The following is a 21,773-nucleotide window of genomic DNA, read 5'->3' as shown; positions in this document are numbered from 1 at the left end:
GCGGGCGTCAGAGTCAGGGGGAGGACACGACTAATCTGGGCTCCATGATCCGGGCTCTCAGACCAGGCCAGTACGCCGCGGACGGCATCGCGGGTGTCGTCCTGGTGCTGCTGAGTCTTCCTTTCATCATCCACGGTCATGTTCTGGATTCGCTTGTGCTCCTGGGGATGAATGGAGCGCTCGTCCTCCGCCGCATATCGCCGCTTCTGTCTCTCACGCTCGCGTGGGTTGCCGTCATCATCCAGATGGGATGCGGAATACCGCCGAGCTTCTACAACGTGGTCATTCCGTTCGTTCTGTATGCGACGGCACGATACGGACGCGGCTGGGTGCGCTGGTACGGGCTCTCATCTGCCATCATCGGAGGCGTCATCGCTTCCGGCTACGTGGTGCTCATCATGTACGCCACCACACCAATCACGACCACTGACTTCACGGTCGTCGGATTCGCGATGCTGACGGGCGCGATCGCTGGCGTCGTCGTACTCGGGCTGTCCTGGACTCTCGGCCAGCTGATGCGCACTGCCGCGACAGCCAGAGAAGCGGGTATCGCTCGCTTCCGCGCGGATGAAGCTCGGTGGCATGCAGAGCGTGCCACCGTCGTCGAGCAGGAGAGAAATCGCATCGCCCGTGACATGCACGATGTCGTGGCTCACTCGCTCGCGGTCGTCATCGCGCAAGCCGACGGCGCACGCTACGTTCACAAAGGGGACCCCGACGCACTCGCGGAGACTCTCGAGACAGTGTCGAGTACTGCAAGACATGCCTTGGGAGATGTTCGTCTCCTGTTGAGCGAGCTCAGACATGAACAGGATGCCGGACCTCAGCCCGGCCTCGACGAGATCGACTCTCTTCTGAATCGAATGCGCGCTGCCGGGCTCACCATCTCGCGCACTCAGATCGGCGCAGACCCAGACCTTCCGATGGGCCGGCAGATCGCGGCATACCGCATCCTCCAAGAGGCTTTGACGAATGCGCTTCACCACGGAGTCCCAAATAGCGAGGTCACTGTCATCACCGAAACGCGAGATTCTACGTACAACGTCATCATCGAGAACTCCGTCGGCACATCTGCGGCATCGGGAAGCGACGGCGGAACTCGCGGGCATGGCCTGCCCGGCATGCGGGAACGCGCGACGCTCGCAGGCGGTACGCTCGACATCGATACATCGTCAGCTGGTCGATTCCGCGTCCACGCTGCGCTGCCGATCAGATGAGTGGGGAGACTGTTGCATGACCGAGCCGATCCGCGTCGCGCTCATCGACGATCAGTCCCTTTTCCGCGCAGGCATAAAGATGCTCATCGACTCACAGCCTGATCTCACATTCGCCGGGGAAGCTGACAACGGCCACTCCGGAGTGCGACTTGCCCGCGAAGTTCAGCCCGACGTCCTCCTCATGGATGTGCGGATGCCTGAGCTCGATGGAATCGAAGCGACTGCACGGATATTGGCCGAGGCGGATGCGGCCGGCCGCCGCGCGCCTCGTATCATCGTGCTCACAACCTTCGAGCTTGACGAGGGCGCAGCACGAGCGCTTCGAATCGGTGCGAGCGGATTTCTGCTGAAGGATTCACAGCCAGAGTTTCTGCTTGCGTCGATACGTTCCGTCTATGCGGGCAGCGCGGTCATCGCGCCGGGGGCGACGAAAGCGCTTCTCTCTTATATGGGCACCCCCTCGGCAACCCCTATCGAACCGCCCGAGTTCACTGCATTGACAGAACGAGAGAAGCACATCTTCCGGCTGGCGGCATCCGGACTGAGCAACGGAGAGATCGCCAGCAGAGAGTACCTGAGCGAAGCTACGGTCAAAACTCACGTCAGCCGAGTGCTCTCCAAGCTCGGCGTACGTGATCGCGTTCAGCTAGTCATCTACGCATATGAGCATGGGATCGCACGTTAGTCGCGCGCTCCGCGAGGGGCCGCAATGGTGTTATTCTGATCTCGTGCTTTTCACCGCGCTTCTCCTTAGCTGCCGCGACGAGGCTTAGTCTGAGCCGTTCTCGTCGCGGAGTCTGTCGTTGGCTTAAGAGCGATCGCGAGGAGAACAGAACGTCATGAAGAACAATCAGAAGGCATCTCGGATGCCGATTCACAAGTACCGCCCGTTCCATGAGCAGATCACAGTGGATCTGCCGGATCGTACGTGGCCAGGCGCTCGCATCGAGAAGGCTCCACGCTGGTGCGCTGTCGACCTGCGGGATGGCAATCAGGCGCTCATCGACCCGATGAGCCCGGAGCGCAAGCGAGTCATGTTCGATCTTCTCGTCCGGATGGGCTACAAGGAGATCGAGGTCGGGTTCCCTAGTGCGAGCCAGACGGACTTCGACTTTGTTCGCTCTCTCATTGAAGAGAACGCCATCCCCGAGGACGTCACGATCCAGGTTCTGACTCAAGCGCGGGAGCACCTCATCAAGCGCACCTACGAGTCCCTGAAGGGAGCTAAGCAGGCGATCGTCCATCTCTACAATTCGACGAGCGTTCTGCAGCGTGACGTCGTGTTCCGAACTGACAAGCAAGGCATCATCGACATCGCTCTCAACGGTGCACGGCTCTGCAAGCAGATGGAGTCGTTGATACCGGAGACCACGGTGTACTACGAGTACTCGCCCGAGAGCTACACCGGAACCGAGCTCGAATTCGCGGCAGACATCTGCAACCAGGTGCTGGGCGTCTTCGAGCCGACCGCTGAGCGCAAGGTGATCATCAACCTGCCTGCGACAGTGGAGATGGCGACTCCGAACGTCTATGCAGACTCGATCGAATGGATGAGCCGGCATCTTGACCACAGAGAGAACGTCATTCTGTCGCTGCATCCTCACAACGATCGCGGCACCGGAATCGCGGCTGCCGAGCTCGGGTACATGGCGGGCGCTGACCGCATCGAAGGATGCCTCTTCGGAAACGGTGAGCGGACAGGCAACGTCGACCTCGTCGCACTCGGTGTGAACCTGTTCACGCAGGGCATCGATCCTCAGATCGATTTCAGCGACATGGATGAGATCAAGCGGACTGCTGAGTACTGCAACCAGCTCACGGTGCATGAACGGAGCCCGTGGTCGGGGGACCTCGTCTTCACAGCCTTCAGTGGATCGCATCAGGATGCCATCAAGAAGGGATTCGAGGCGATGGCCGCCGCAGCCGGGGCAGCTGGCAAAGAGGTGGACGATCTGCCGTGGGCTGTTCCGTACCTGCCAGTCGATCCTAAGGACCTCGGCCGCACGTATGAGGCGGTCATTCGCGTCAACTCGCAGTCGGGTAAGGGCGGTGTCTCCTACCTGCTGAAGTCGGACCACGGTCTCGATCTTCCCCGTCGATTGCAGATCGAGTTCTCCTCGGTCGTCCAGGCCAAAACCGACTCCGATGGGGGAGAAGTTACCAGCGAGGAGATCTGGAAGATCTTCAGCGATGAGTATCTGCCGAGCGCATCGGACGGTGCCAAGTGGGGTCGTTTCGAGCTCGGAGCACTTCGTACGACGAGCGACGGCAACGGCGGCGTCGAGCTGAAGGTCTCGCTTCGTGACGGTAACGACGTGTCCGAGCACACCGCGTCCGGCAATGGACCGATCGCGGCTTTCCTCAACGTGATGAACCGTCACGGGGTGGAGGTGACCCTGTACGACTACGTCGAGCACGCTCTGAGTGCAAGCGGCGATGCCGCTGCCGCGGCATATGTCGAACTCCAGGTGCACGGCCACCGACTCTGGGGAATCGGCATCGACGGCGACATCTCCGTCGCATCACTGAAGGCCATCATCTCCGCGGTCAACCGTGGACAGCGTCTGAGTGCTCGAGAGGAGTCCCGCGAAGCCGTCAGCGTGTGACCTCTCACGGGCGGTTCGAGCGCGGTGCGACTGCGTGGCACTCTGCGAAAGCGCAGTGAGTCGCGAGATAATCGAGTGTGCCAATCTACCGAGATGAGGGTGTCGTCCTCCGGACCCACAAACTGGGCGAGGCCGACCGCATCGTCACGCTGCTGACACGCAGAAATGGAAAGGTGCGTGCCGTCGCAAAGGGAATCCGACGAACCAGCTCCCGTTTCGGCTCGCGTTTAGAACCGTTCATGGTCGCCGATCTTCAGCTCTACGAAGGACGAAGTCTCGACACCATCACGCAGGCCGAGACCCTCGGCGCATACGGCCAGCACATTGTCGCCGATTACGACAGTTATACGGCTGCGAACGTGATCGTGGAGACAGCGGACAAACTCACCGAATCAGATTCCAATCGCAATCAGTATGTGCTTCTTCTTGGTGCGCTTCGCTCGCTGTCACGTCACGAGCACACTCCCTCTCAGACGCTTGACTCGTATCTTCTCCGCGCGCTTTCGCTCGCGGGCTGGGCTCCGAGCTTCCACGACTGTTCGCGCTGTCAGGCACAAGGACCGCACGCCACGGTCGTCGTCCAGATGGGCGGCGTCGTCTGCACAGAGTGCGCCCCGCCGGGATCGCCTCGAATCGCCGCCGAGGTGCGCGAACATCTCGGAGCTCTCCTCGCGGGTCAGTGGGATGTCGTTGAGGCATCAGAGGAGCGAGTTCGTGCCCAAGCGAGCGGTATCGTCGCAGCGTATGTGCAGTGGCACCTTGAACGCGGTCTGCGTTCGTTCGCCCATCTGAGCTCGTCGCCGGAAGAAAGGCAGCAGTGAGTCCGAAGCCGTTCACGCACAAGGATGCCGTGCCCTACCGTCCCATTGATTGGACCGGCATCTATCCTCCTGATCTTCCGCGCGCTGGGATTCCCTCTCATGTGGCGATCGTGATGGACGGCAACGGGCGCTGGGCGAATGGGCGAGGACTGACGCGTATCGAGGGTCACAAGGCCGGTGAGGCGGCGCTCCTCGATGTCGTTGCCGGTGCGATCCAGATGGGGATCAAACACATCAGCGTCTACGCCTTCTCCACGGAGAACTGGGCGCGCTCTCCGGAGGAGGTTCGTTTTCTCATGGGCTTCAACCGAGCTGTGCTCCACCGTCGGCGGGACCAACTCAATGAGTGGGGCGTACGCATTCGCTGGGCCGGCCGAAAACCACGGCTGTGGTCGTCCGTGATCAAAGAGCTGCAGTACGCTGAGCGCCTCACTCGAGACAATACGGTGCTGACTCTCACGATGTGTGTCAACTACGGCGGCCGCACTGAGATCGCCGACGCGGTTCGTTCAATCGCCGCTGACGTCGCCTCCGGCCGTCTGAAACCGGGCGGTATCTCTGAGAAGACCATTGCCTCCCGCCTGTACGTTCCCGAGCTTCCGCCAGTCGACCTCTTCGTTCGCAGTTCGGGGGAGCAGCGGACCAGCAATTTTCTTCTCTGGCAGAGTGCGTATGCCGAAATGGTGTTCCTTGACACTCTCTGGCCCGATTTCACGCGCGAGGATCTCTGGGAGGCCGTGACACGTTTCGTAGGCCGCGACCGACGCTTTGGGGGAGCCGTGGACTCTCCCCGGCCCCGCTGAGGAATGACTGAGGCCATGAGGGAGTTATTCAGCATATGACTTCTCCCATCACAGTCGACATCTGGTCCGACATCGCGTGCCCTTGGTGTTATATCGGAAAGCGACGATTCGAACAGGCCTGCGACCAGTTCGGGCAGGAGGCTGGCAGTCCCGAGGTTCACGTGAATTTCCACAGTTTCGAGCTGTCTCCTGATACCCCGACCGATTTCGACGGTACGGAGGAGGATTTCCTCGCACAGCACAAAGGAATGCAGCCGGATGCCGTGCGGGAGATGCTCGAACAGGTCACGGCCGTGGCGGCAGAGGCTGGGTTGACGTACCGTTTCGACTCGCTTCAGCACACCAATACGTTCAAAGCGCATAGGCTCATCCATCTCGCCCGGGAGCATGATCGTGATCACAAGCTGATCGAGCGGCTCATGCGCGCGTACTTTACAGAGGGTCGTCATCTCGGCCGAGACGACGAACTCATCGACCTCGCCTCCCAGATAGGCCTCGAGGCTCAGGAGGTTCGGGACGTCCTCAAAAACGACACCTACACTGACAGTGTCTCGCGAGATAAAGCTCAGGCAGCGGAGTTCGGCATCAGAAGCGTTCCCTTCTTCGTGCTGGACGGTCAGTACGGTGTCTCTGGTGCACAGTCACCGGAAACGTTCGTCCAGGTCCTCCGCGAGGTTGTATCCCGACGGAGCAGCCAATAGCGCTCACACGAATCTGTCGTGGTGATCTGGGAGAATAAGAGCGTTATGACTCTCAGCTCCACTCTTTCCGCCCCATTGCGCATCGGCAACCTGACGCTGGACGCGCCCGTGGTTCTCGCTCCCATGGCAGGCATCACGAATACAGCGTTCCGTCGGCTCTGCCGAGAATTCGGGGCCGGCCTCTACGTCTGCGAGATGATCACGTCGCGTGCGCTTGTGGAGCGGACGACTGAGACGATGAGGCTCATCTCGCACCATGAGTCAGAAACTCCCAGAAGCATTCAGCTGTACGGAGTTGATCCGACCACGGTGAGGGAGGCCGTCACGATGCTCGTGTCGGAGGATCGAGCTGACCACATCGACCTCAATTTCGGATGCCCGGTGCCCAAAGTCACACGCAAGGGCGGCGGAGCGGCGCTTCCGTGGAAACACGATCTCTTCCGCTCGATCGTCACAGAAGCGGTTAAGGCATCCGGCGACATCCCGGTCACGGTCAAGATGAGAAAGGGGATCGACAAGGATCACCTGACCTATCTCGATGCTGCACGTTTCGCGAGAGATGCCGGAGTCTCTGCGATATCACTCCATGCGAGAACGGCTTCAGAGTTCTACTCGGGGCACTCCGACTGGTCCGCGATCGCCACGCTCAAGGAGACGATCGATGATATTCCCGTTCTCGGCAACGGCGATATCTGGTCGGCTGAAGATGCTCTCGAGATGACACGGCAGACCGGATGCGACGGTGTCGTGGTTGGACGAGGCTGCCTCGGTAGGCCGTGGCTCTTCGGGGACCTCGCCGCTGGATTCCGTGGCGAGGAGACGCGCTTCCGCCCCAGCCTCGGACAGGTGATCGAGACGTTCCGACGGCATGCAGAGCTGCTCGCCGAGTTTTTCGAATCGGAGGAGCGCGGGTGCCGCGACATCAGGAAGCATGTCGCGTGGTACTTCAAAGGGTACCCGGTCGGCAGTGACCTGCGTACCCGTCTGGCGACGGTCGAAACGCTGGAGCAGCTGGACGCGCTCCTGGCCACTTTGGACGCCGCCGAGCCGTATCCGGGAGGACCCGCGGAAGGTCCGCGCGGTCGTTCTGGGCATCCAAAGCGCCCGGTCCTGCCCGATGGATGGCTAGACTCCCACCTGCTGGCCGGTGCCGACGCGGCGGAGATTCATGAAGCGGAGCTGAATACCAGTGGCGGTTGACGTCTACAACGCACATGACCAGGAGCGCTGGCTCCCTGAACAGCACGCCTCACGGCGCAGCGATTTCGCGAGGGATCGCGCCCGTCTGCTTCATTCTAGCGCCCTGCGGCGCCTGGCGGCTAAGACGCAGGTGCTGAGCCCGACCTCCGGCGTCGACTTCGCCAGAAACCGTCTCACGCATTCCCTCGAAGTCGCTCAGGTCGGGCGTGAGTTGGCTGCCAGTCTCGCGCTTGCGCCGGACGTTGTCGACACCGCGTGCCTCGCACACGACATCGGGCACCCGCCCTTCGGGCACAACGGAGAGAAAGCGCTGAACGAGTGGGCCCTCGATATCGGCGGTTTTGAGGGCAACGCCCAGACCCTTCGCGTCCTGACACGTCTCGAACCCAAGGTGTTCAGCGCAGACGGCGCGCCGTACGGACTGAATCTCACGCGAGCGAGCCTTGACGCAAGCTGCAAGTACCCGTGGCCCGCGTCGCATGCGGTCGCGGATCCCGGTGGTCGCGCGAAGTACGGATTCTTCGATGACGACACCGCGGCGTTCCAATGGCTGCGTCAGGGGGCGCCGGAGGGGCAGCGCTGTATCGAGGCTGAGGTCATGGATCTCTCCGATGACATCGCGTACTCGGTTCATGACTTCGAGGATGCAATTGTCAGTGAGTACATCGACCCGGCATTCTTGAACGCGCGTGCCGGCCACGACTCACTCCTCGCCGCGGTGCAGGCGTGGGCGGGAGATGAGTTCACGGTCGACGATCTCGGTGCCGCCTTCGAACGTCTCGCACGTCTTCCATCGTGGCCACGGCAGTGGAGCGCCACGCGCCGGGACCTCGCAGAGCTGAAGAACTTCACCAGCGCGATGATCGGTCGGTTCGCTCGATCAGCTACCGAAGCGACTCAGCAGGCGTATCCGCAGCGCAGCCTGATCAGGTTCGCCGCTCACATTGAGGTTCCACACGAGATCGCATCTGAGATCGCGGTTCTTAAGGGCGTGGTCGCCGCATTCGTGATGTCGAGCGACGCACGTCAGCCGATCTACCGTCAACAGCGTGATGTCCTGACGACTCTTGCGGAGCGCTTGTACACCTCAGGCGGGCAGGGGTTCGACACCGCTTTCGCGGACGATTGGAATCGCGCGGAGTCGGACGCAGCGAAGAAGCGTGTGGTCGTGGATCAGATCGCGAGTCTGACCGATCAGGGCGCCCTTGCCCTGTATGAACAGAGTGATGCAGTCACCGCTGTTTTCCACAGCGTTTGACTGTTCCACAGCACTTACTAGTGCAGCAGAAGGCGAAGTCGCCCCAAGCTAGGATGTGACTATGGCGGGCCGAATTCGACAGAGCGACATCGAAGAGGTCAAGTCGCGCACCAACATCGCCGACGTGATCGGCGAGTACGTCACTCTCAAATCGGCTGGAGTCGGTTCTGTGAAGGGGCTGTGCCCGTTCCACGATGAGCGAACGCCGAGCTTCCATGTTCGTCCCCAGGTCGGCTTCTATCACTGCTTTGGATGTGGCGAATCCGGCGACGTGATCACGTTTCTCCAGAAAATGGATCATGTCACGTTCGCTGAGGCGATCGAACGCCTCGCGCAGAGAGCAGGCGTCGAGCTCCACTACGAAGATGGCGCTGGCCCGAGTGTCGATCACGGAAGGCGCTCGCGTCTGCTGGCCGCCAATAAGACTGCGGAGGAGTATTTCAAAGCACAGCTTCTGTCGCCAGAGGCCGAGATCGGGCGGTCCTTTCTCGGCGCGCGTGGATTCGATCCACGCGCTGCCGAGCGTTTCGGCGTCGGATTCGCGCCGAAGAGCTGGGACAGCCTCTACAAGCACCTGACACGAGCCGGATTCACGCGTGACGAGCTCGTGACCGCTGGTTTGCTCTCGCAGGGGGAGCGCGGTGTGTACGACCGATTCCGCGGTCGCTTGGTGTGGCCTATTCGGGACGTGACCGGGCAGACGGTCGGGTTTGGCGCGAGACGCCTGAGTGACGACGACAAGGGGCCGAAGTATCTCAACACTCCTGAAACCCCCGTCTATCACAAAGCCCAGGTCCTGTACGGCCTCGACCTCGCTAAACGCGACATTTCACGTGAGAGTCAGGTGGTCGTAGTTGAGGGCTATACCGATGTGATGGCATGCCATCTTGCGGGAATCACCACAGCGGTCGCCACCTGTGGCACCGCGTTCGGCGTCGATCACATCAAGGTGATTCGCCGAATCATGGGGGATGATTCGCACAACGGCGAGGTCGTCTTCACCTTCGATCCGGACGCCGCCGGCCAGAAGGCAGCCTTGAGAGCATTCGCGGAGGAGAGACGTTTCGCCGCTCAGACGTACGTCGCTGTTGCACCCGCTGGACTCGACCCGTGCGATCTACGCCTGAAGCGAGGGGATGCCGCTGTGCGCCGCCTCCTCGATCAGAAGGAGCCGATGTTCGAGTTCGTCATCAAGCAGACGCTCTCGCAGTACAACCTCGAGACAGTCGAGGGCCGTGCTGGCGCTTTGAGGGCGGCGGCTCCGATCGTTGCGGACATCAGAGACCCTTCGCTTCGCCCCGGCTACACGCGAGTGCTCGCTCGCCAGCTCGGGATCGATCTCCGTGAAGTACAGCAGGCGGTTCGTGCGCCGCGACAGAGCCAGCCTACGTCGCGCACTATTGAGGTGCAGCCAGCGGACATGCCTCAGGAGCGAGCTATCGGGATCGCTGATCTCCCGCGCGATCCGTCCACCCGCCTCGAACGGGACGCACTCATGGCGATCCTGCAGCACCCGACTGCTATCGGTGAGGATCTCGTTCAGACAGCCGTGCACACTGGATTCACCAATCATGCGCTCTCGGTGATCAGAGATGCGATCGCGACGCACATGGAAGCATTTGCCGCATCCGGCTGGCTCGCAGCGATCAGCGAGGATGTTCCGGGACCCTATCGGGATCTACTGCACCAACTCGCTGTTGCGCCGCTTCCTGAGCGCGGTGAAGAAGAGCTCGAAGCCTATGCAAATGACATCACGGTCTCCCTCATCGAACGCGACATGCTCCGCCGAAAGGCTGAGCTTCTTGGTTCGTTGCAGCGTCACGATCCGAAAGACATCGACGGCTCTCGCAGCATCCAGCGCAAACTCATGCAGCTTGAGACGGAACGACGACGTCTCCGCGCGGGCTGACGCAGGCGCAGTTGGGGATGCGGCATGATGGGAGGCATGCAGCCCGTGCCTGACTCCGACCCGGTCCTCGCCGCATCAGACCTGAGCATCACGTATCCGGCTCACGGTGCGAGCCCAGATCATCTCGCTGTGAACGGCGTGTCGTTCACACTCCACTCGGGTGAGATCGTGGGTGTGATCGGAGAGGCCGGTTCAGGGAAGTCGACACTCGCACGTGTGCTCTCGACCGAGTTCAAATCGGTCCGGGAAAAGCGTGTGGCTCCTGTCATCACGGGAGGCGAGGCGACTCTTCTCGGTACGCCTCTCCGCGGGCGTGTGTCGAAGCGGAGACTGGCCGAGCTGCAGTTTCGAACTGCATACCTGCCGCAGGATGCCGCGATGCAGCTGCCCGCTGAATACACGGTCGAGGAGATCATTGCTCTCCCCATCCTGGAGCGCGACAAGCGGTTTGATCGCAAAGTTCTCCAACGGCACGTCGCCACGCTCCTCGACTCGGTACATATGCCGTTCTCGCACATGGACTCCTATCCATTCGAACTCTCGAGCGGGCAACGGCAGCGAGTCGCCATCGCACGCGCACTGGTGCTCGGTCCTCACGTGCTCATCGCGGACGAACCCACGACAGGAATTGACGTGACGACGCGCGAGGCTCTGCACGAGCTTCTGCGTGCGCTGAGAGATGAGAAGGGGCTCGCTGCGCTCGTCATCACGCACGACTTCGCCCTTCTCAGACACGTAACCTCACGGGTCGTTGCCCTGCACAGAGGAAGTCTCGTGGGGCTCGACGAGATCGATGCGCTGCTTGAGGATCGAGGGCACCCCTATCTCAGCGCATTGAGCGCTAACGAAGAAGGCGGCATCGCCTGACACAGGACGCGCCCGGGTGCACCCTCGGATTTGGCAAGCGCCAAACCTTTGGTAAAGTATCAACGCTGAATCACAGCGATCCCCGATAGCTCAATTGGCAGAGCAATCGGCTGTTAACCGATAGGTTGTTGGTTCGAGTCCAACTCGGGGAGCAGATCGCCCGGGCCTTGCGCCCGGGCGTTTTTGGTTTCCGCGAAAATCATGTCGGCGAAGGTCCGGCTTATAGGCCAAAACGTGTGGATGGGTTCGGGCGTGTCATGTTCGTCCTGCCCATCCTGTGCGGGTCCAGAGGCCTTCTTCTGCGGTGAGGCCGGTGTCGTAGAGGCTGGGGGTTTCGTCGGGGTGGTGTTCTTCGTTGGCTTGTTCCGGGGGTTTGTTTTTCGTTGGGTATGACGCGTGTTTCAGGGCGTTGTCGAGTGTGAGTTCGTGAAGGGTGAGGAACCATTCCGCGGCGCGTTTCATGTGTGCTTGGGTCATGCCGCGGTGGGTGCGCAGCACGGCTCTGATTTGGCTGTTGATGCCGCCTTCGAGGGCGCTTGTGGTGCGTGGGTTGCCGTATTGGATGTAGGTGAATAGGGTTCCTTTGCGTAGGACGTTGCGGATCAGGTGCCAGGCTTTGCGCAGTGGTGCGTGCTTGTAGCCCCATTTGCCGTCGCGGAACAGGGTGCGTTCTTCGGTGAGGTGTCCGAAGTTCTGCCACCAGTGGTCGAGTTGGAGTTGCCAGTTGATCGCTTCTGTTTCATCGTTCTGATCGATGGTGCTGAGGGCCATCACGAGGCGGCGTAGTGCTCGGCCTGCTGTGGTTCGGGGTTTCCTGGTCAGGTGCCGTGTTGTGTTCATTTGCAGGTGGAACAGGCAGCGTTGATGTTTGGTTTCTGGCCAGGTTCGGCGTAGAGCTGAGGGTAGGCCGCTGCCTCCGTCAGAGACGAGAACGGCGGGGGCGGGGATCTGCTCGAGCAGTGCTGTCCACGCGGCTGTGGACTCGCCACCGCACCACTGCCAGGCCAGAACGGAGCCGGTGTCACTGAGCGCGATCAGGAGACACCAAGTGCCGACCCAGAGGCCGTCGACCATGACGGCGTGATACACCGTCTCGGTCGGTGGTAGCTGTGGTTGCACGTCCCAGCACCAGGCTGTGAGCCGACGAAACGAGCGCCCCGTGCCGGTGTGATCGATCTCGGCTTGCGACTGTTTGCCAATAAGCCAGGACACGAATCGGCGGAGCTGTTCCCTGCGGGTGACATCGGGACGTTTCCTTGACTGGGATGAGCCACATGACCGACACCGCCACCGCTGCGTGCCTGCCGCGGTCTTCCCGTTCTTCACGAGCTTTGAATCGCATACCAGACACGTCGTCGAATTCGCCGCAAGGTCCACAACTAAGCATCACGGACCATACCGTCCCTCATTTACCCGCGAGATCACGCGGCTAGATCACGATTCCATCCACACGTTTTGGCCTATAACCCGGTTCTTCCTCAGCGCAGACAGAACGGCGCCTCTGATGATCGCCCACATGATCAGCAACCAGAGGAGCAGCGCGAGAAGACCGCCGGACACATACATCAGCATGAGCAGCGCGAAATCTGAGTGTTCCATAGCTCACGGTACCCACTCACGTGCCGGCGCTGCCAGTGCACGCGGACATTGGGCGCAGGCTCAGTCTTCGAGTCGCTCGTCAGCGGGGTTCCAGCTGACTCCCGGTGCGCCCCAACCGCGCTTGCGGACGATCCGCAGCAGAATGCGGTCGTAAGCGGAGTCAAGTCGATCGATGTACAGCGTCCCGTCCAAGTGGTCGAACTCATGCTGAAGAATGCGGGCACGCCATCCGCTGGCTCGAATCTCGACGGGGTTTTCGTCGAGGTCGACGCCAGTCACGACAACGTGCTCAGACCGCCTCAGCGGGAAACGCTCGCCCGGAAAGGACAGGCAGCCTTCGGACTCCTCGTCCTCGTCGGGGACGCCAGCGGGCGGAGGCGTCATGTACAGAACCGGATTGATCACGACGCCACGCCAAGCGGAACCGTCGTCGTTCGTGTAGCTATACACAAACAGGCGCTTCCCGACCCCGACCTGAGGTGCGGCCAGGCCGACTCCAGGGGCGGCATCCATCGTTTCGAACATGTCGTCCACGAGAGCGCGCAGAGAATCGTCGAAATCCACCACCGGAGCGGCAGGCTCGTGCAGGACCGGTGCGCCGTGGATCTGGATCGGGAGTATCGCCATGAAATGAGCCTATCTTCAGAACGCCCACTGTATTCTCTGAGGGTGATGTTCCCGATCGATGATCTGTCAGGCATAACTGAGCAGTTCACGCAGGACCCGGCGCGGCTGATCGGGATCCCTTTTGCTCTCGTCGGGGCCGTGCTGATGTCGCTCGGAGCGCAATTCCAGCACCGCGGTGTGGTGAAGGTCGAGAGAATCAGCGGTCGGGATGCCGCGAGCGGGCTCAACTTCGCGCAGATCAAGGCGCTCCTGCAGCGCCCCTCCTGGGTGATCGGGACGGTGATGCTGGCGCTGGCAATTGTGTTCCAGCTCTCGGCGCTCGCTTTCTCGCCGCTCATCCTCGTGCAGCCGCTCGGTGCGATCGCACTCGTGATTACGTCAGTGCTCAACGCGCGAATCGCGGGCATCACCCTGAATCGGCGTTCCGTCGTCGCTATCGTCGCGTGTGTCACGGGAATCGCGCTGTTCGTGACGACAGCCGCGATCGTCGGGATTGATCGTCCTGTCACGACCGCGGCTCTTCTTACGATCCTCGTCGCGATGGGCGTCGTGCTCCTCGTGTACGCCGTGATCTTCATGCTCACGCGCTCTCGCGCACGAGCAATTTTCTACATCATCGCCGCCGGAACGATCTACGGCTTCGTCGCGACGCTCGCGAAGGTCGTCATCAGCAGAATCTCCCACGGCACATTCGGATGGTTGACGATCCTCTGCGTCATCGGAGTGGTTCTCGGCACAGCACTCGGCGCGTACTTCGTGCAGAACGCCTACGCCTCCGGTCCGCCCGATCTCGTCATCGCCGGTCTCACGGTCATCGACCCGCTCGTCGCCGTCGCAATTGGCATTATCGTGCTTCACGAAGCGTTCGGAGCGCCGCTCTGGGCTGTCTTCGCATTCGTCATCGCCGGTGGGGCTGCGATCTGGGGAGTGTTCCAGCTCGCGCGGCATCACCCTCAGGCGAAACAGTGAGGATGCTGACATGCAGCCACGTCCCGACCGGTTTCGACCGTTCGCGCGACTAGAATAACGACGTCTGCGCGATCGAACGCGCGTGCGGCGCACCGATGACTGCGATGAGACTCGCAGCCGATACGGAGGAACGACATCCACCTTGCCTGAGCCCCAGAAGCACGACACGGAGAATCATGGGACCGCGCGTCCTCTCAGAGTGCTCATCGCCGCTGACACATTCGCTCCCGATGTGAACGGCGCGGCGCGATTCGCGGAACGCCTGGCGGCGGGTCTCGTCGAGCGCGGCCACGACGTCCACGTCGTGGCACCGGCGTCCTCTCGACGCCACGGGACGTGGACAGAGACGCACGAGGGACAGCGCATGACAGTGCACCGCCTCTACAGCTGGCGCTGGTACCCGCACGACTGGCTGCGCTTCGCTCTTCCATGGCGTTCGCGCCACAATGCCGCTCGCATCCTGGATCGGGTGAAGCCGGACGTCGTGCACTCGCAGTCGTTCCTTGTCGTCGGACGAGGAATGACGATCGAGGCTGCGAAACGCGGTATCCGAGTCGTCGCCACGAACCACCTCATGCCAGAGAACCTTCTGGAATTCACGATGTTGCCTCGATTCATCCAGAAGAAGGCGGTGTCCATCATGTGGAACGACGCCCGGAAGATTCTGGGGCTCGCGTCGGCCGTCACGACGCCCACACGCAAGGCAGCGGATTTCCTCGAGAGGTCGACGGAGCGGACGGGCGTTCACGCGATTTCCTGCGGCATCAATGCTTCGGACTATTCACCAGACTTCACCCATTCGTCTTCGAAGCGGATCATCTTCGTGGGGCGCATCACGGGGGAGAAGCAGATCGATGTGCTTCTCCGAGCCTTCGCTGCGCTGGAGCCCTCCCTCGACGCAACGCTTGAGATCATCGGGGGCGGTGACCAGAAGAAGAATCTCGAGAGCTTGAGTCATCAACTGGGTGTGGATGACCGCGTCACGTTCACGGGATACGTCACAGATGAACAGCTTCGGGCGGCGTATTCGTCGGCATCCGTTCTCGCTATGCCATCGATCGCAGAGCTCCAAAGCATCGTAACCATGGAGGCCATGGCCACGGGACTTCCCGTCGTCGCGGCGGATGCCATGGCCTTGCCACACCTCGTCAATGACGGAGTGAATGGGTATCTCTTCACGCCTGGCGATTCGAAAGAGCTCGCGGCGAGGCTCACAGATGTCCTCACCGCACCGCCCGAGGAACGCGATCGCATGAAGCGCGCGTCTCTCGAGATGATCCGAGCTCATGACATTCAGAACACACTGTCGACCTTCGAGAGCCTGTATCGTGGTGAAGCGGTGACTGACCCTGTCACCGACGTCTCGGCCGTGTCCGACGACGACACGGGGCGTTAGCTCAGCCGGTTAGAGCAACGGACTCATAATCCGTCGGTCGCGGGTTCAAGCCCCGCACGCCCCACAGCGCGTCCCCCAACTCTGACGGGGGACGCGCTCACTCTCTGACATCGCATGCCCTGCGTCCGCGGATATCGCATGGGGGTGAAGTTCAGCTTTCGCAAAGGGAATCGCCGTAGTCTCCCGATCGTGTTGACAGGGAGAGTGCGATTTCCGCGAGGCAGACAGTTCGCCTTGACGTGGGGGATCCCAGATGAATTCGGCGGCATGACCGAGGCTATGCTTCAGCGCTGCCGGGCCTTCACCCGTGAGGGGGAGCTCGCACTGGCTGTGCTGACTCTCGATGACCGCCCGGACTATCCGGAGCTCGAGGAGCGTCTGCGCGGTGCAGGAGAGCTCACAGAGACCATGACACTGCTCAACATCTGGGATTGGATGCGTGAGCACGGTGTCCGCCCCAAAGCCAAGAGCATCATTCCTCCCGCACCCCTCGATGCTGAAGAGGGAGATGCGTGCGAGATACGAGATGGTGTGGTCATCGCGCGGCGGCGTGACGTGGGGGATGGCACTGAAGAGGTTGATCGGTTTCGCTCAGATGGCACGCTTCTGCTCACGGACCGGACGTCCGACGGTGAGAGATCGATCGTGGCGTACTCCGCCGACGGAACTCCCATTCGCGAATGGACCAGCCTATGGGCTGTGTACCGCTATTGGCTGGACCGTCTCACGGGTGGCAAAAGAAGCTTCATCGTCGTAGATTCCAAGACTGCGGCTCGCTTCATCCACAGCTACCGTCGCGACAATGTTGTGACGATGCACGTCTTGCACGGCTCCCATCGTCGAGGTGGCGTAGCGGGCCGTCTCAGCGCGTCTCGCCGAGACGGCGTTGAACACGCATCAGAATATGATGCGCTCGTGACGCTCACAGACAGGCAGAGTGCGGATCTCAAGGAGGATGGCGCGCAACCTCAGTGTCTGTTTGTGATTCCGAACAGCCGAGCCTCCGGCGCTCGTCCCGAGCAGAGAGAGCATGTGCGTGGGACGGGGGTCATGCTGGCATCTCTCACCAAGCGCAAGCGGATCGGCCATGCAGTCAAGGCAATCGGCCAGGCGAGAGCTCGCGGTGCCGATGTCCGTCTGGATATCTACGGCGAAGGTCCGGAGCATGACCAGATCGCGCGACTCATCCACGACCTGCAACTCGGTGACGCAGTTCGGCTTCATCCCTTCGATCGTGATGCCGGGCGAGAGTTCGCGCGTGCAGACTTCAGCCTGCTCTCCTCAACATCTGAGGGGCTCCCGCTCGTGCTCGTCGAAAGCATGGCGTCAGGATGCATCCCCATTGCCTACGACATGCGCTATGGTCCGGCGGACATCATCACTCACGGGCGCGACGGCATCCTGGCGGCGAACGGGGACGTCGACGACCTCGCACGCCGAATCCTCCAGTTCGCCGACGCAGACGATGCTCGCGTGGAGCGCATGCGCCGACGTGCGCGCATGACGACTCGCAGATACTCCGACAGAGCTGTCACACGACGCTGGGCTCGGGCGATGGAAGTCGCACTGGAGGCCAAACGCATACGCGCTCAGGGCGAGCTCACCACTCCGCTTCGCGCTCGCAAAGCCCTGGGTCGTGCGAAGAGACGACTCTGGCGAGTCACCGGCCTCGCCGGCTAGCGAGACGGAGGGGCAACCGGCACCCCCACCGCGGCTGCGATGCTCCGTCCTGCCTTCCTGCTGAACTTCTGCGTCGGTACCTCCACATAGCGGAAGAACAGCGCAGACGCAGCGAGGCTGAGCGGAATGCCGACAGGACCGACGGCCCACCAGTACGTATCTCCGAACAGGAAACCGAGGCTCCCCAGGATCGGCGCGTGCACCAGATACAAACTGAACGACACTCGTCCGAGCCACTGTACCGCGCCGGTCTCTAGGGCATCCCGCAGTCTCGGCCAGGCAATGGCGAGCACGATGACGAGAGCAGCACCGACAGCTGCGAGACCCCACAGCATTCGGTTCTCAACGGAACCGGAAGGGAACAGCGGTCGGCCAAACCAGCTTGCGCCAAGGCACAGTGCGGCGGATGCAGAGATTCCCGCCCAGACTGCAGCGGACCTCTGCTGCCGTCCCCAAGCCACGATGTCCTCTAATCTCACCGCGATGATGGTGCCGAGCATGAAGACCGGAAAGTAGGTTAACCAGTCAATGCTCGTCATCCTACCCGCGATGCTGAGGCACGCGCAGAGGACCGCGAGAGGCCATGCCCAGGCGCGCGCCGCCTTCGCCACCAACACGAATAGGGGGAGGAGCAGAGAGAAAAACAGCTCCCAGCGCAGCGACCAGAGAACGTTGTTGATGTCGTAGGTGACACGTAGCAGGGATGCCTCGCTGAAAAAGCTCTCGGGTGTCACTCGTGTCGCTTGGGCATCGCGCATCCATGAACCATCGGGAACGGCTGACGGGTCGCGTGGCAGCACCAGAATCAGAATCGCGGCGGCCGCGAGTGAAGCGGCAACAGGAAGATAGAGGCGCAGAACCCTCTGCGGATAGTAGGTGCGCCACTCAAAAGCACTCTTGAGGGCAGGAAGTGCCACGACAAGGCCGGAGAGCACGAAGAAGACCATGACGGCCTCGGTGCCGACGAACAACAGCTTCAATGGACTCTGGGTCAACCACGCCCATGTATTTTCGGAAAGGTGCGGACGGTAGACGAGTGAAACGTGATAGACCATCACAACGAGAGCCGCACCCCCGCGCACACCGTCCAGGCTTCGGATTCTCTTCGTCGGTTGCACTGTCGCCAGGTTACGAGCGGCGTCTGGGCGATGTCTGGACGCTGTCTCTGCACTTCGTCAGACGGCGAGCGACGGGCGGCGGCCGCGACGCGGGCGAAGCATCGAAAGGGGAGCAGCGGGATCGTTCTCTTCGAACTCGTCGCGAAGGCGCAGAAGCCAAGCCTCAGCGGCATCCTCAATCATGGTCTGGGCCCCGTGCGCGGCACGCGCCTGTGACGGGGTTCCCAAGGTCTCAAGAGATGGAACGTGACGTGCACGCTCAAGATAGCTGTCGATCAGCACCCGCCACGGCGCGCCGGGCAGGGACGACACGATGAGCACCTGATCGAGCATGTCGTTCCAATCGAAGACACTCGAATGCTCAGCCTCGCTCGACCAACGATCGATGGCTTCGGTGCCTAATGACGTCGGCCGGTAGAGCGGCAGGTTGTCGTGAGTCTCGCCCGCGGACATGATCAGCCCGTCACGACGGAGGCGCTCCAGCGTGCCGTACACCTGGCCCACGTTGATGCGAGCCCGGTGAGGCGCTCGGGCGACGAACTCATCACGCAGCTGCAGGCCATAGAGAGGGCCGAGGGAAAGGATGGTGAGAAGTCCGTTCTTGACCGTCACTCCCTCTCCTCTCTTTGCTATACCGAGTATAGGCGCACTAATCGCAGAGCGGATCCCCGGCCCGCCCACTATTGTCATGCCGTCCCGGAGTGAGGCATAATATGGGCAGAGCCCGATGGGCCACTAACTTCATATCGAGCGTGTCGTACTCGCCAGTGTCGACGGTCGTAGGGGAAGACGTACCGGTGAACACGAAGGAGAGATCATGACGACGCCTGCTGCACGAGGGGTGATTTACATTCACTCCTCCCCGCGCGCGCTGTGCCCTCACGTCGAATGGGCGGCTGGCCGCGCTCTTGGTCGTGCCGTGAATTTCTCATGGTCGGACCAGCCCGTGCTTCCGGGCAGCCTCCGGACGGAGTTCTATTGGGAGGGTCTGCAGGGTATGGGATCCGCGATCGCTTCAGCGCTCCGTGGGTGGGAGCATCTCCGCTATGAGGTCACCGAAGACGCGACTCCTCGTTCCGACGGCGGCCGATGGATGCACACGCCGGATCTGGGCGTGTTCTACGCGCAGCAGGACGCGGCCGGGAACGTGGTGGTTCCCGAGGATCGCATTCGGGCGGCGATGGAAGAGTCCACGGCCTCAGGGGCAGATCTTGCCGCCCTCATGGAGCTTGCGCTCGGCCAGGCGTGGGACGACGAGCTCGATGTCTTCCGTTACGCGAGCGATCAGTCACCCGTGGTGTGGCTCCACAAGGTCGGCTGATTCACACGTCTGAAGAACAGCGGGTTCGGCATCTATGATGTCGAACCCGCTGTTTTTTCGCCGATTATGCCGATCGGAACGCGACGACAGCGTTATGCCCGCCGAACCCGAACGAGTTGCTCACTGCGAGCTGGGCGCCATCGCCGAGCGCGACGGACTCGGGCGAGACAGACAGCGGGATCGCTGGGTCCTGGGTCGTGAGGTTGATCGTTGGCGGAGCCTTTCGCTCAGCAATCGCGTAGATGCTGAACACCGCCTCGAGCGCACCTGTACCTCCGAGCAGATGCCCTGTCGATGCTTTCGTCGCGGACACCGGAATCTCAGTGACGCGCTCTCCGAATACCGCGCGGAGCGCGGCATACTCTGCGACATCCCCGACGGGCGTGCTTGTCGCGTGTGCGTTGATGTGAGTCACCTCATCGGGGGCGGCGCCTGCCTGATGGAGTGCAAGCTCGACCGCACGACGAGCTCCGTGCCCCTCAGGGTCGTTCGCGGTGATGTGGTATGAGTCTGCGGTCACCCCGCTCCCGGCAAGTTCAGCGTAGATGCGGGCGCCACGTGCGAGGGCATGCTCCTCTGTCTCCAGGACGAGGCTGGCTGCGCCCTCACCCATCACGAAGCCATCGCGGTCAACGCTGTACGGACGGGAAGCGGTCTCCGGCGAGTCGTTCCGCTTGGACAGTGCCTGCATGGAGGAGAAGGCCGCCAGTGTGATCGGGTGGATCGCCGATTCAGTACCACCAGCGATGACGACGTCTGCGAGCCCGAGCTGCAGGTGCTCATATGCGTTGGCGATCGACTCAGTGCTTGAGGCGCAAGCGGATGCCACAGTGCGCGCATAGGCGCGCGCGCCGAAATGCATGGAGACGGCTGCAGACGCTGCGTTAGGCATCAGCATCGGGACAGTCATCGGCAGCACGCGTCGAGGACCTCGGTCGCGCAGAGTATCCCAGGCATCGAGGAGCGTCCATACGCCGCCAATTCCCGTGGCGAAGTCGACGCCCAGCCGCTCAGGTTCGACGTCGGGTTCTCCCGCATCTGCCCATGCCTCTTTGGCCGAGATCAAAGCAAACTGGCTCGAGGGGTCGAGCCTCTTCGCGACCGGCCGCTCAAGCACCTCATGCGGGCGCACCTTCGCCTCAGCGGCGAAGGTGACAGGAATCGAGTATTCCTCGATCCAATCATGGGTGAGGGAGCGGGCGCCGGATTCCTTGGCCAGCAGAGCGTCCCAACTCTCGCGTGCGGTCCCGCCCAGCGGGGAGGTGGCGCCGATGCCGGTGACAACGATCTTCTTGGTCATTAATTCGACTCTCTCAGGGGTCTATCGAAGTGGTGCTCGGCCCTCGCGCGGGCGCGCGCATAAGCGGCCCGCGCGAGAAGCAAGCGAGTTAGGCCTGGGCCTTGACGATGTAGTCGACGGCGTCGCGGACGGTCTTCAGGTTCTTGACCTCTTCGTCCGGGATCTTGACGTCGAACTTCTCCTCAGCGTTCACGACGATGGTCATCATCGAGATCGAGTCGATGTCGAGGTCGTCCGTGAACGACTTGTCGAGCTCGACTGTGTCAGCTGCGATACCGGTCTCATCGTTGACGAGCTCGGCGAGGCCAGCGAGGACCTCTTCGTTGGACAGTGCCATGTGTTTCTCCTTGAGTGTCGATTGACCGATGAACAGTCTAGAGG

21 protein-coding genes and 2 tRNA genes are annotated in these 21,773 nt (G+C 61.7%); 16 read left to right on the top strand and 7 right to left on the bottom strand.

The window, feature by feature from the left end; genetic code table 11:
* Positions 1–44 precede the first annotated feature (44 nt).
* From ACSAGD_RS07170 to ACSAGD_RS07120, 11 genes are all read left to right on the top strand, one after another.
* Positions 45–1,217, top strand: a complete 1,173-nt coding sequence (locus ACSAGD_RS07170; protein ID WP_437585017.1) for a sensor histidine kinase — start codon at positions 45–47, stop codon at positions 1,215–1,217.
* 16 nt (positions 1,218–1,233) lie between these two features.
* Positions 1,234–1,902: a response regulator gene (locus ACSAGD_RS07165; RefSeq protein WP_437585016.1), complete on the top strand. Its 669-nt coding sequence runs from the start codon at positions 1,234–1,236 to the stop codon at positions 1,900–1,902.
* A 154-nt stretch (positions 1,903–2,056) separates the two neighbouring features.
* Entirely contained in the window at positions 2,057–3,823 is a 1,767-nt protein-coding gene (gene leuA, locus ACSAGD_RS07160; RefSeq protein WP_437585015.1) for a 2-isopropylmalate synthase, read from the top strand.
* 77 nt (positions 3,824–3,900) lie between these two features.
* The gene (gene recO, locus ACSAGD_RS07155) at positions 3,901–4,644 is read left to right on the top strand and encodes a DNA repair protein RecO (RefSeq protein ID WP_437585014.1); all 744 of its coding nucleotides are present in this window, start codon (positions 3,901–3,903) and stop codon (positions 4,642–4,644) included.
* On the top strand, positions 4,641–5,447 hold the full coding sequence (locus ACSAGD_RS07150) for an isoprenyl transferase (protein WP_437585013.1): 807 nt from the start codon (positions 4,641–4,643) through the stop codon (positions 5,445–5,447). The genes recO and ACSAGD_RS07150 overlap by 4 nt, the downstream gene beginning before the upstream one ends.
* Positions 5,448–5,482: 35 nt before the next feature.
* A complete protein-coding gene (locus tag ACSAGD_RS07145) occupies positions 5,483–6,148 on the top strand; it encodes a DsbA family oxidoreductase (RefSeq protein ID WP_437585012.1) in 666 nt (221 codons plus the stop codon).
* Between the two features lie 45 nt (positions 6,149–6,193).
* Positions 6,194–7,348: a tRNA dihydrouridine synthase DusB gene (gene dusB / locus ACSAGD_RS07140; protein ID WP_437585011.1), complete on the top strand. Its 1,155-nt coding sequence runs from the start codon at positions 6,194–6,196 to the stop codon at positions 7,346–7,348.
* Entirely contained in the window at positions 7,338–8,606 is a 1,269-nt protein-coding gene (locus ACSAGD_RS07135) for a deoxyguanosinetriphosphate triphosphohydrolase (RefSeq protein ID WP_437585010.1), read from the top strand. Before dusB ends, ACSAGD_RS07135 begins: the two co-directional genes overlap by 11 nt.
* Positions 8,607–8,667: 61 nt before the next feature.
* The gene (gene dnaG / locus ACSAGD_RS07130; protein WP_437585009.1) at positions 8,668–10,515 is read left to right on the top strand and encodes a DNA primase; all 1,848 of its coding nucleotides are present in this window, start codon (positions 8,668–8,670) and stop codon (positions 10,513–10,515) included.
* Positions 10,516–10,539: 24 nt separating this feature from the next.
* The gene (locus ACSAGD_RS07125) at positions 10,540–11,382 is read left to right on the top strand and encodes an ATP-binding cassette domain-containing protein (protein ID WP_437585008.1); all 843 of its coding nucleotides are present in this window, start codon (positions 10,540–10,542) and stop codon (positions 11,380–11,382) included.
* Between the two features lie 79 nt (positions 11,383–11,461).
* Positions 11,462–11,534: transfer RNA gene (locus tag ACSAGD_RS07120), tRNA-Asn, on the top strand.
* Positions 11,535–11,637: 103 nt separating this feature from the next.
* Here the strand turns inward: ACSAGD_RS07120 and ACSAGD_RS07115 are convergent.
* The 3 genes from ACSAGD_RS07115 to def all read right to left on the bottom strand — a co-directional run bounded on the left by ACSAGD_RS07115 (position 11,638) and on the right by def (position 13,608).
* Complete coding sequence (locus ACSAGD_RS07115) at positions 11,638–12,708, bottom strand: IS1249 family transposase (RefSeq protein WP_437585006.1); 1,071 nt, start codon at positions 12,706–12,708, stop codon at positions 11,638–11,640.
* 108 nt (positions 12,709–12,816) lie between these two features.
* The gene (locus ACSAGD_RS07110) at positions 12,817–12,981 is read right to left on the bottom strand and encodes a hypothetical protein (RefSeq protein WP_437585005.1); all 165 of its coding nucleotides are present in this window, start codon (positions 12,979–12,981) and stop codon (positions 12,817–12,819) included.
* A gap of 60 nt (positions 12,982–13,041) precedes the next feature.
* Positions 13,042–13,608 (bottom strand): peptide deformylase, encoded by a 567-nt coding sequence (def, locus tag ACSAGD_RS07105; RefSeq protein ID WP_437585004.1) that lies wholly within the window; start codon positions 13,606–13,608, stop codon positions 13,042–13,044.
* Positions 13,609–13,653: 45 nt separating this feature from the next.
* Between def and ACSAGD_RS07100 the strand changes: the two genes are divergently transcribed.
* From ACSAGD_RS07100 to ACSAGD_RS07085, 4 genes are all read left to right on the top strand, one after another.
* The gene (locus ACSAGD_RS07100) at positions 13,654–14,577 is read left to right on the top strand and encodes a DMT family transporter (RefSeq protein WP_437585139.1); all 924 of its coding nucleotides are present in this window, start codon (positions 13,654–13,656) and stop codon (positions 14,575–14,577) included.
* Between the two features lie 142 nt (positions 14,578–14,719).
* Entirely contained in the window at positions 14,720–15,973 is a 1,254-nt protein-coding gene (locus tag ACSAGD_RS07095; protein WP_437585003.1) for a glycosyltransferase, read from the top strand.
* Positions 15,964–16,037 (top strand) — tRNA-Ile (locus tag ACSAGD_RS07090). The genes ACSAGD_RS07095 and ACSAGD_RS07090 overlap by 10 nt, the downstream gene beginning before the upstream one ends.
* Positions 16,038–16,240: 203 nt before the next feature.
* A complete protein-coding gene (locus ACSAGD_RS07085; RefSeq protein WP_437585002.1) occupies positions 16,241–17,653 on the top strand; it encodes a glycosyltransferase in 1,413 nt (470 codons plus the stop codon).
* Here ACSAGD_RS07085 and ACSAGD_RS07080 read toward each other — a convergent pair.
* Both ACSAGD_RS07080 and ACSAGD_RS07075 read right to left on the bottom strand, forming a co-directional pair.
* Positions 17,650–18,708 (bottom strand): acyltransferase family protein, encoded by a 1,059-nt coding sequence (locus tag ACSAGD_RS07080; RefSeq protein ID WP_437585138.1) that lies wholly within the window; start codon positions 18,706–18,708, stop codon positions 17,650–17,652. The two genes, ACSAGD_RS07085 and ACSAGD_RS07080, sit on opposite strands and share 4 nt — an antisense overlap.
* 120 nt (positions 18,709–18,828) lie before the next feature.
* Entirely contained in the window at positions 18,829–19,383 is a 555-nt protein-coding gene (locus ACSAGD_RS07075; protein WP_437585001.1) for a PadR family transcriptional regulator, read from the bottom strand.
* Positions 19,384–19,588: 205 nt separating this feature from the next.
* Between ACSAGD_RS07075 and ACSAGD_RS07070 the strand changes: the two genes are divergently transcribed.
* Positions 19,589–20,092, top strand: coding sequence for a DUF3145 domain-containing protein (locus ACSAGD_RS07070; protein ID WP_437585000.1), 504 nt, complete (start codon positions 19,589–19,591; stop codon positions 20,090–20,092).
* 64 nt (positions 20,093–20,156) lie between these two features.
* Here the strand turns inward: ACSAGD_RS07070 and ACSAGD_RS07065 are convergent, their stop codons facing one another.
* The gene (locus ACSAGD_RS07065) at positions 20,157–21,392 is read right to left on the bottom strand and encodes a beta-ketoacyl-[acyl-carrier-protein] synthase family protein (RefSeq protein ID WP_437584999.1); all 1,236 of its coding nucleotides are present in this window, start codon (positions 21,390–21,392) and stop codon (positions 20,157–20,159) included.
* An 88-nt stretch (positions 21,393–21,480) separates the two neighbouring features.
* Entirely contained in the window at positions 21,481–21,729 is a 249-nt protein-coding gene (locus tag ACSAGD_RS07060) for an acyl carrier protein (RefSeq protein ID WP_098407608.1), read from the bottom strand.
* Positions 21,730–21,773 lie beyond the last annotated feature (44 nt).

Source organism: Paramicrobacterium salitolerans, from assembly GCF_051513965.1.
Lineage (GTDB): Bacteria > Actinomycetota > Actinomycetes > Actinomycetales > Microbacteriaceae > Paramicrobacterium.
The sequence above is the reverse complement of the archived record's forward strand: the minus strand, read 5'-3'. Positions and strand labels throughout refer to the sequence as shown.

Bases quoted from the DNA above. Each gene is read 5' to 3' on its own strand.
- ACSAGD_RS07080 (WP_437585138.1), bottom strand. From the start codon at position 18,708: ATGGTCTATCACGTTTCACTCGTCTACCGTCCGCACCTTTCCGAAAAT.
- ACSAGD_RS07170 (WP_437585017.1), top strand. From the start codon at position 45: ATGATCCGGGCTCTCAGACCAGGCCAGTACGCCGCGGACGGCATCGCG.
- ACSAGD_RS07125 (WP_437585008.1), top strand. From the start codon at position 10,540: ATGATGGGAGGCATGCAGCCCGTGCCTGACTCCGACCCGGTCCTCGCC.
- ACSAGD_RS07100 (WP_437585139.1), top strand. From the start codon at position 13,654: ATGTTCCCGATCGATGATCTGTCAGGCATAACTGAGCAGTTCACGCAG.
- ACSAGD_RS07145 (WP_437585012.1), top strand. From the start codon at position 5,483: ATGACTTCTCCCATCACAGTCGACATCTGGTCCGACATCGCGTGCCCT.
- leuA (WP_437585015.1), top strand. From the start codon at position 2,057: ATGAAGAACAATCAGAAGGCATCTCGGATGCCGATTCACAAGTACCGC.
- dnaG (WP_437585009.1), top strand. From the start codon at position 8,668: ATGGCGGGCCGAATTCGACAGAGCGACATCGAAGAGGTCAAGTCGCGC.
- ACSAGD_RS07085 (WP_437585002.1), top strand. From the start codon at position 16,241: ATGACCGAGGCTATGCTTCAGCGCTGCCGGGCCTTCACCCGTGAGGGG.
- ACSAGD_RS07110 (WP_437585005.1), bottom strand. From the start codon at position 12,981: ATGGAACACTCAGATTTCGCGCTGCTCATGCTGATGTATGTGTCCGGC.
- ACSAGD_RS07060 (WP_098407608.1), bottom strand. From the start codon at position 21,729: ATGGCACTGTCCAACGAAGAGGTCCTCGCTGGCCTCGCCGAGCTCGTC.
- def (WP_437585004.1), bottom strand. From the start codon at position 13,608: ATGGCGATACTCCCGATCCAGATCCACGGCGCACCGGTCCTGCACGAG.
- ACSAGD_RS07070 (WP_437585000.1), top strand. From the start codon at position 19,589: ATGACGACGCCTGCTGCACGAGGGGTGATTTACATTCACTCCTCCCCG.
- dusB (WP_437585011.1), top strand. From the start codon at position 6,194: ATGACTCTCAGCTCCACTCTTTCCGCCCCATTGCGCATCGGCAACCTG.
- ACSAGD_RS07065 (WP_437584999.1), bottom strand. From the start codon at position 21,392: ATGACCAAGAAGATCGTTGTCACCGGCATCGGCGCCACCTCCCCGCTG.
- ACSAGD_RS07165 (WP_437585016.1), top strand. From the start codon at position 1,234: ATGACCGAGCCGATCCGCGTCGCGCTCATCGACGATCAGTCCCTTTTC.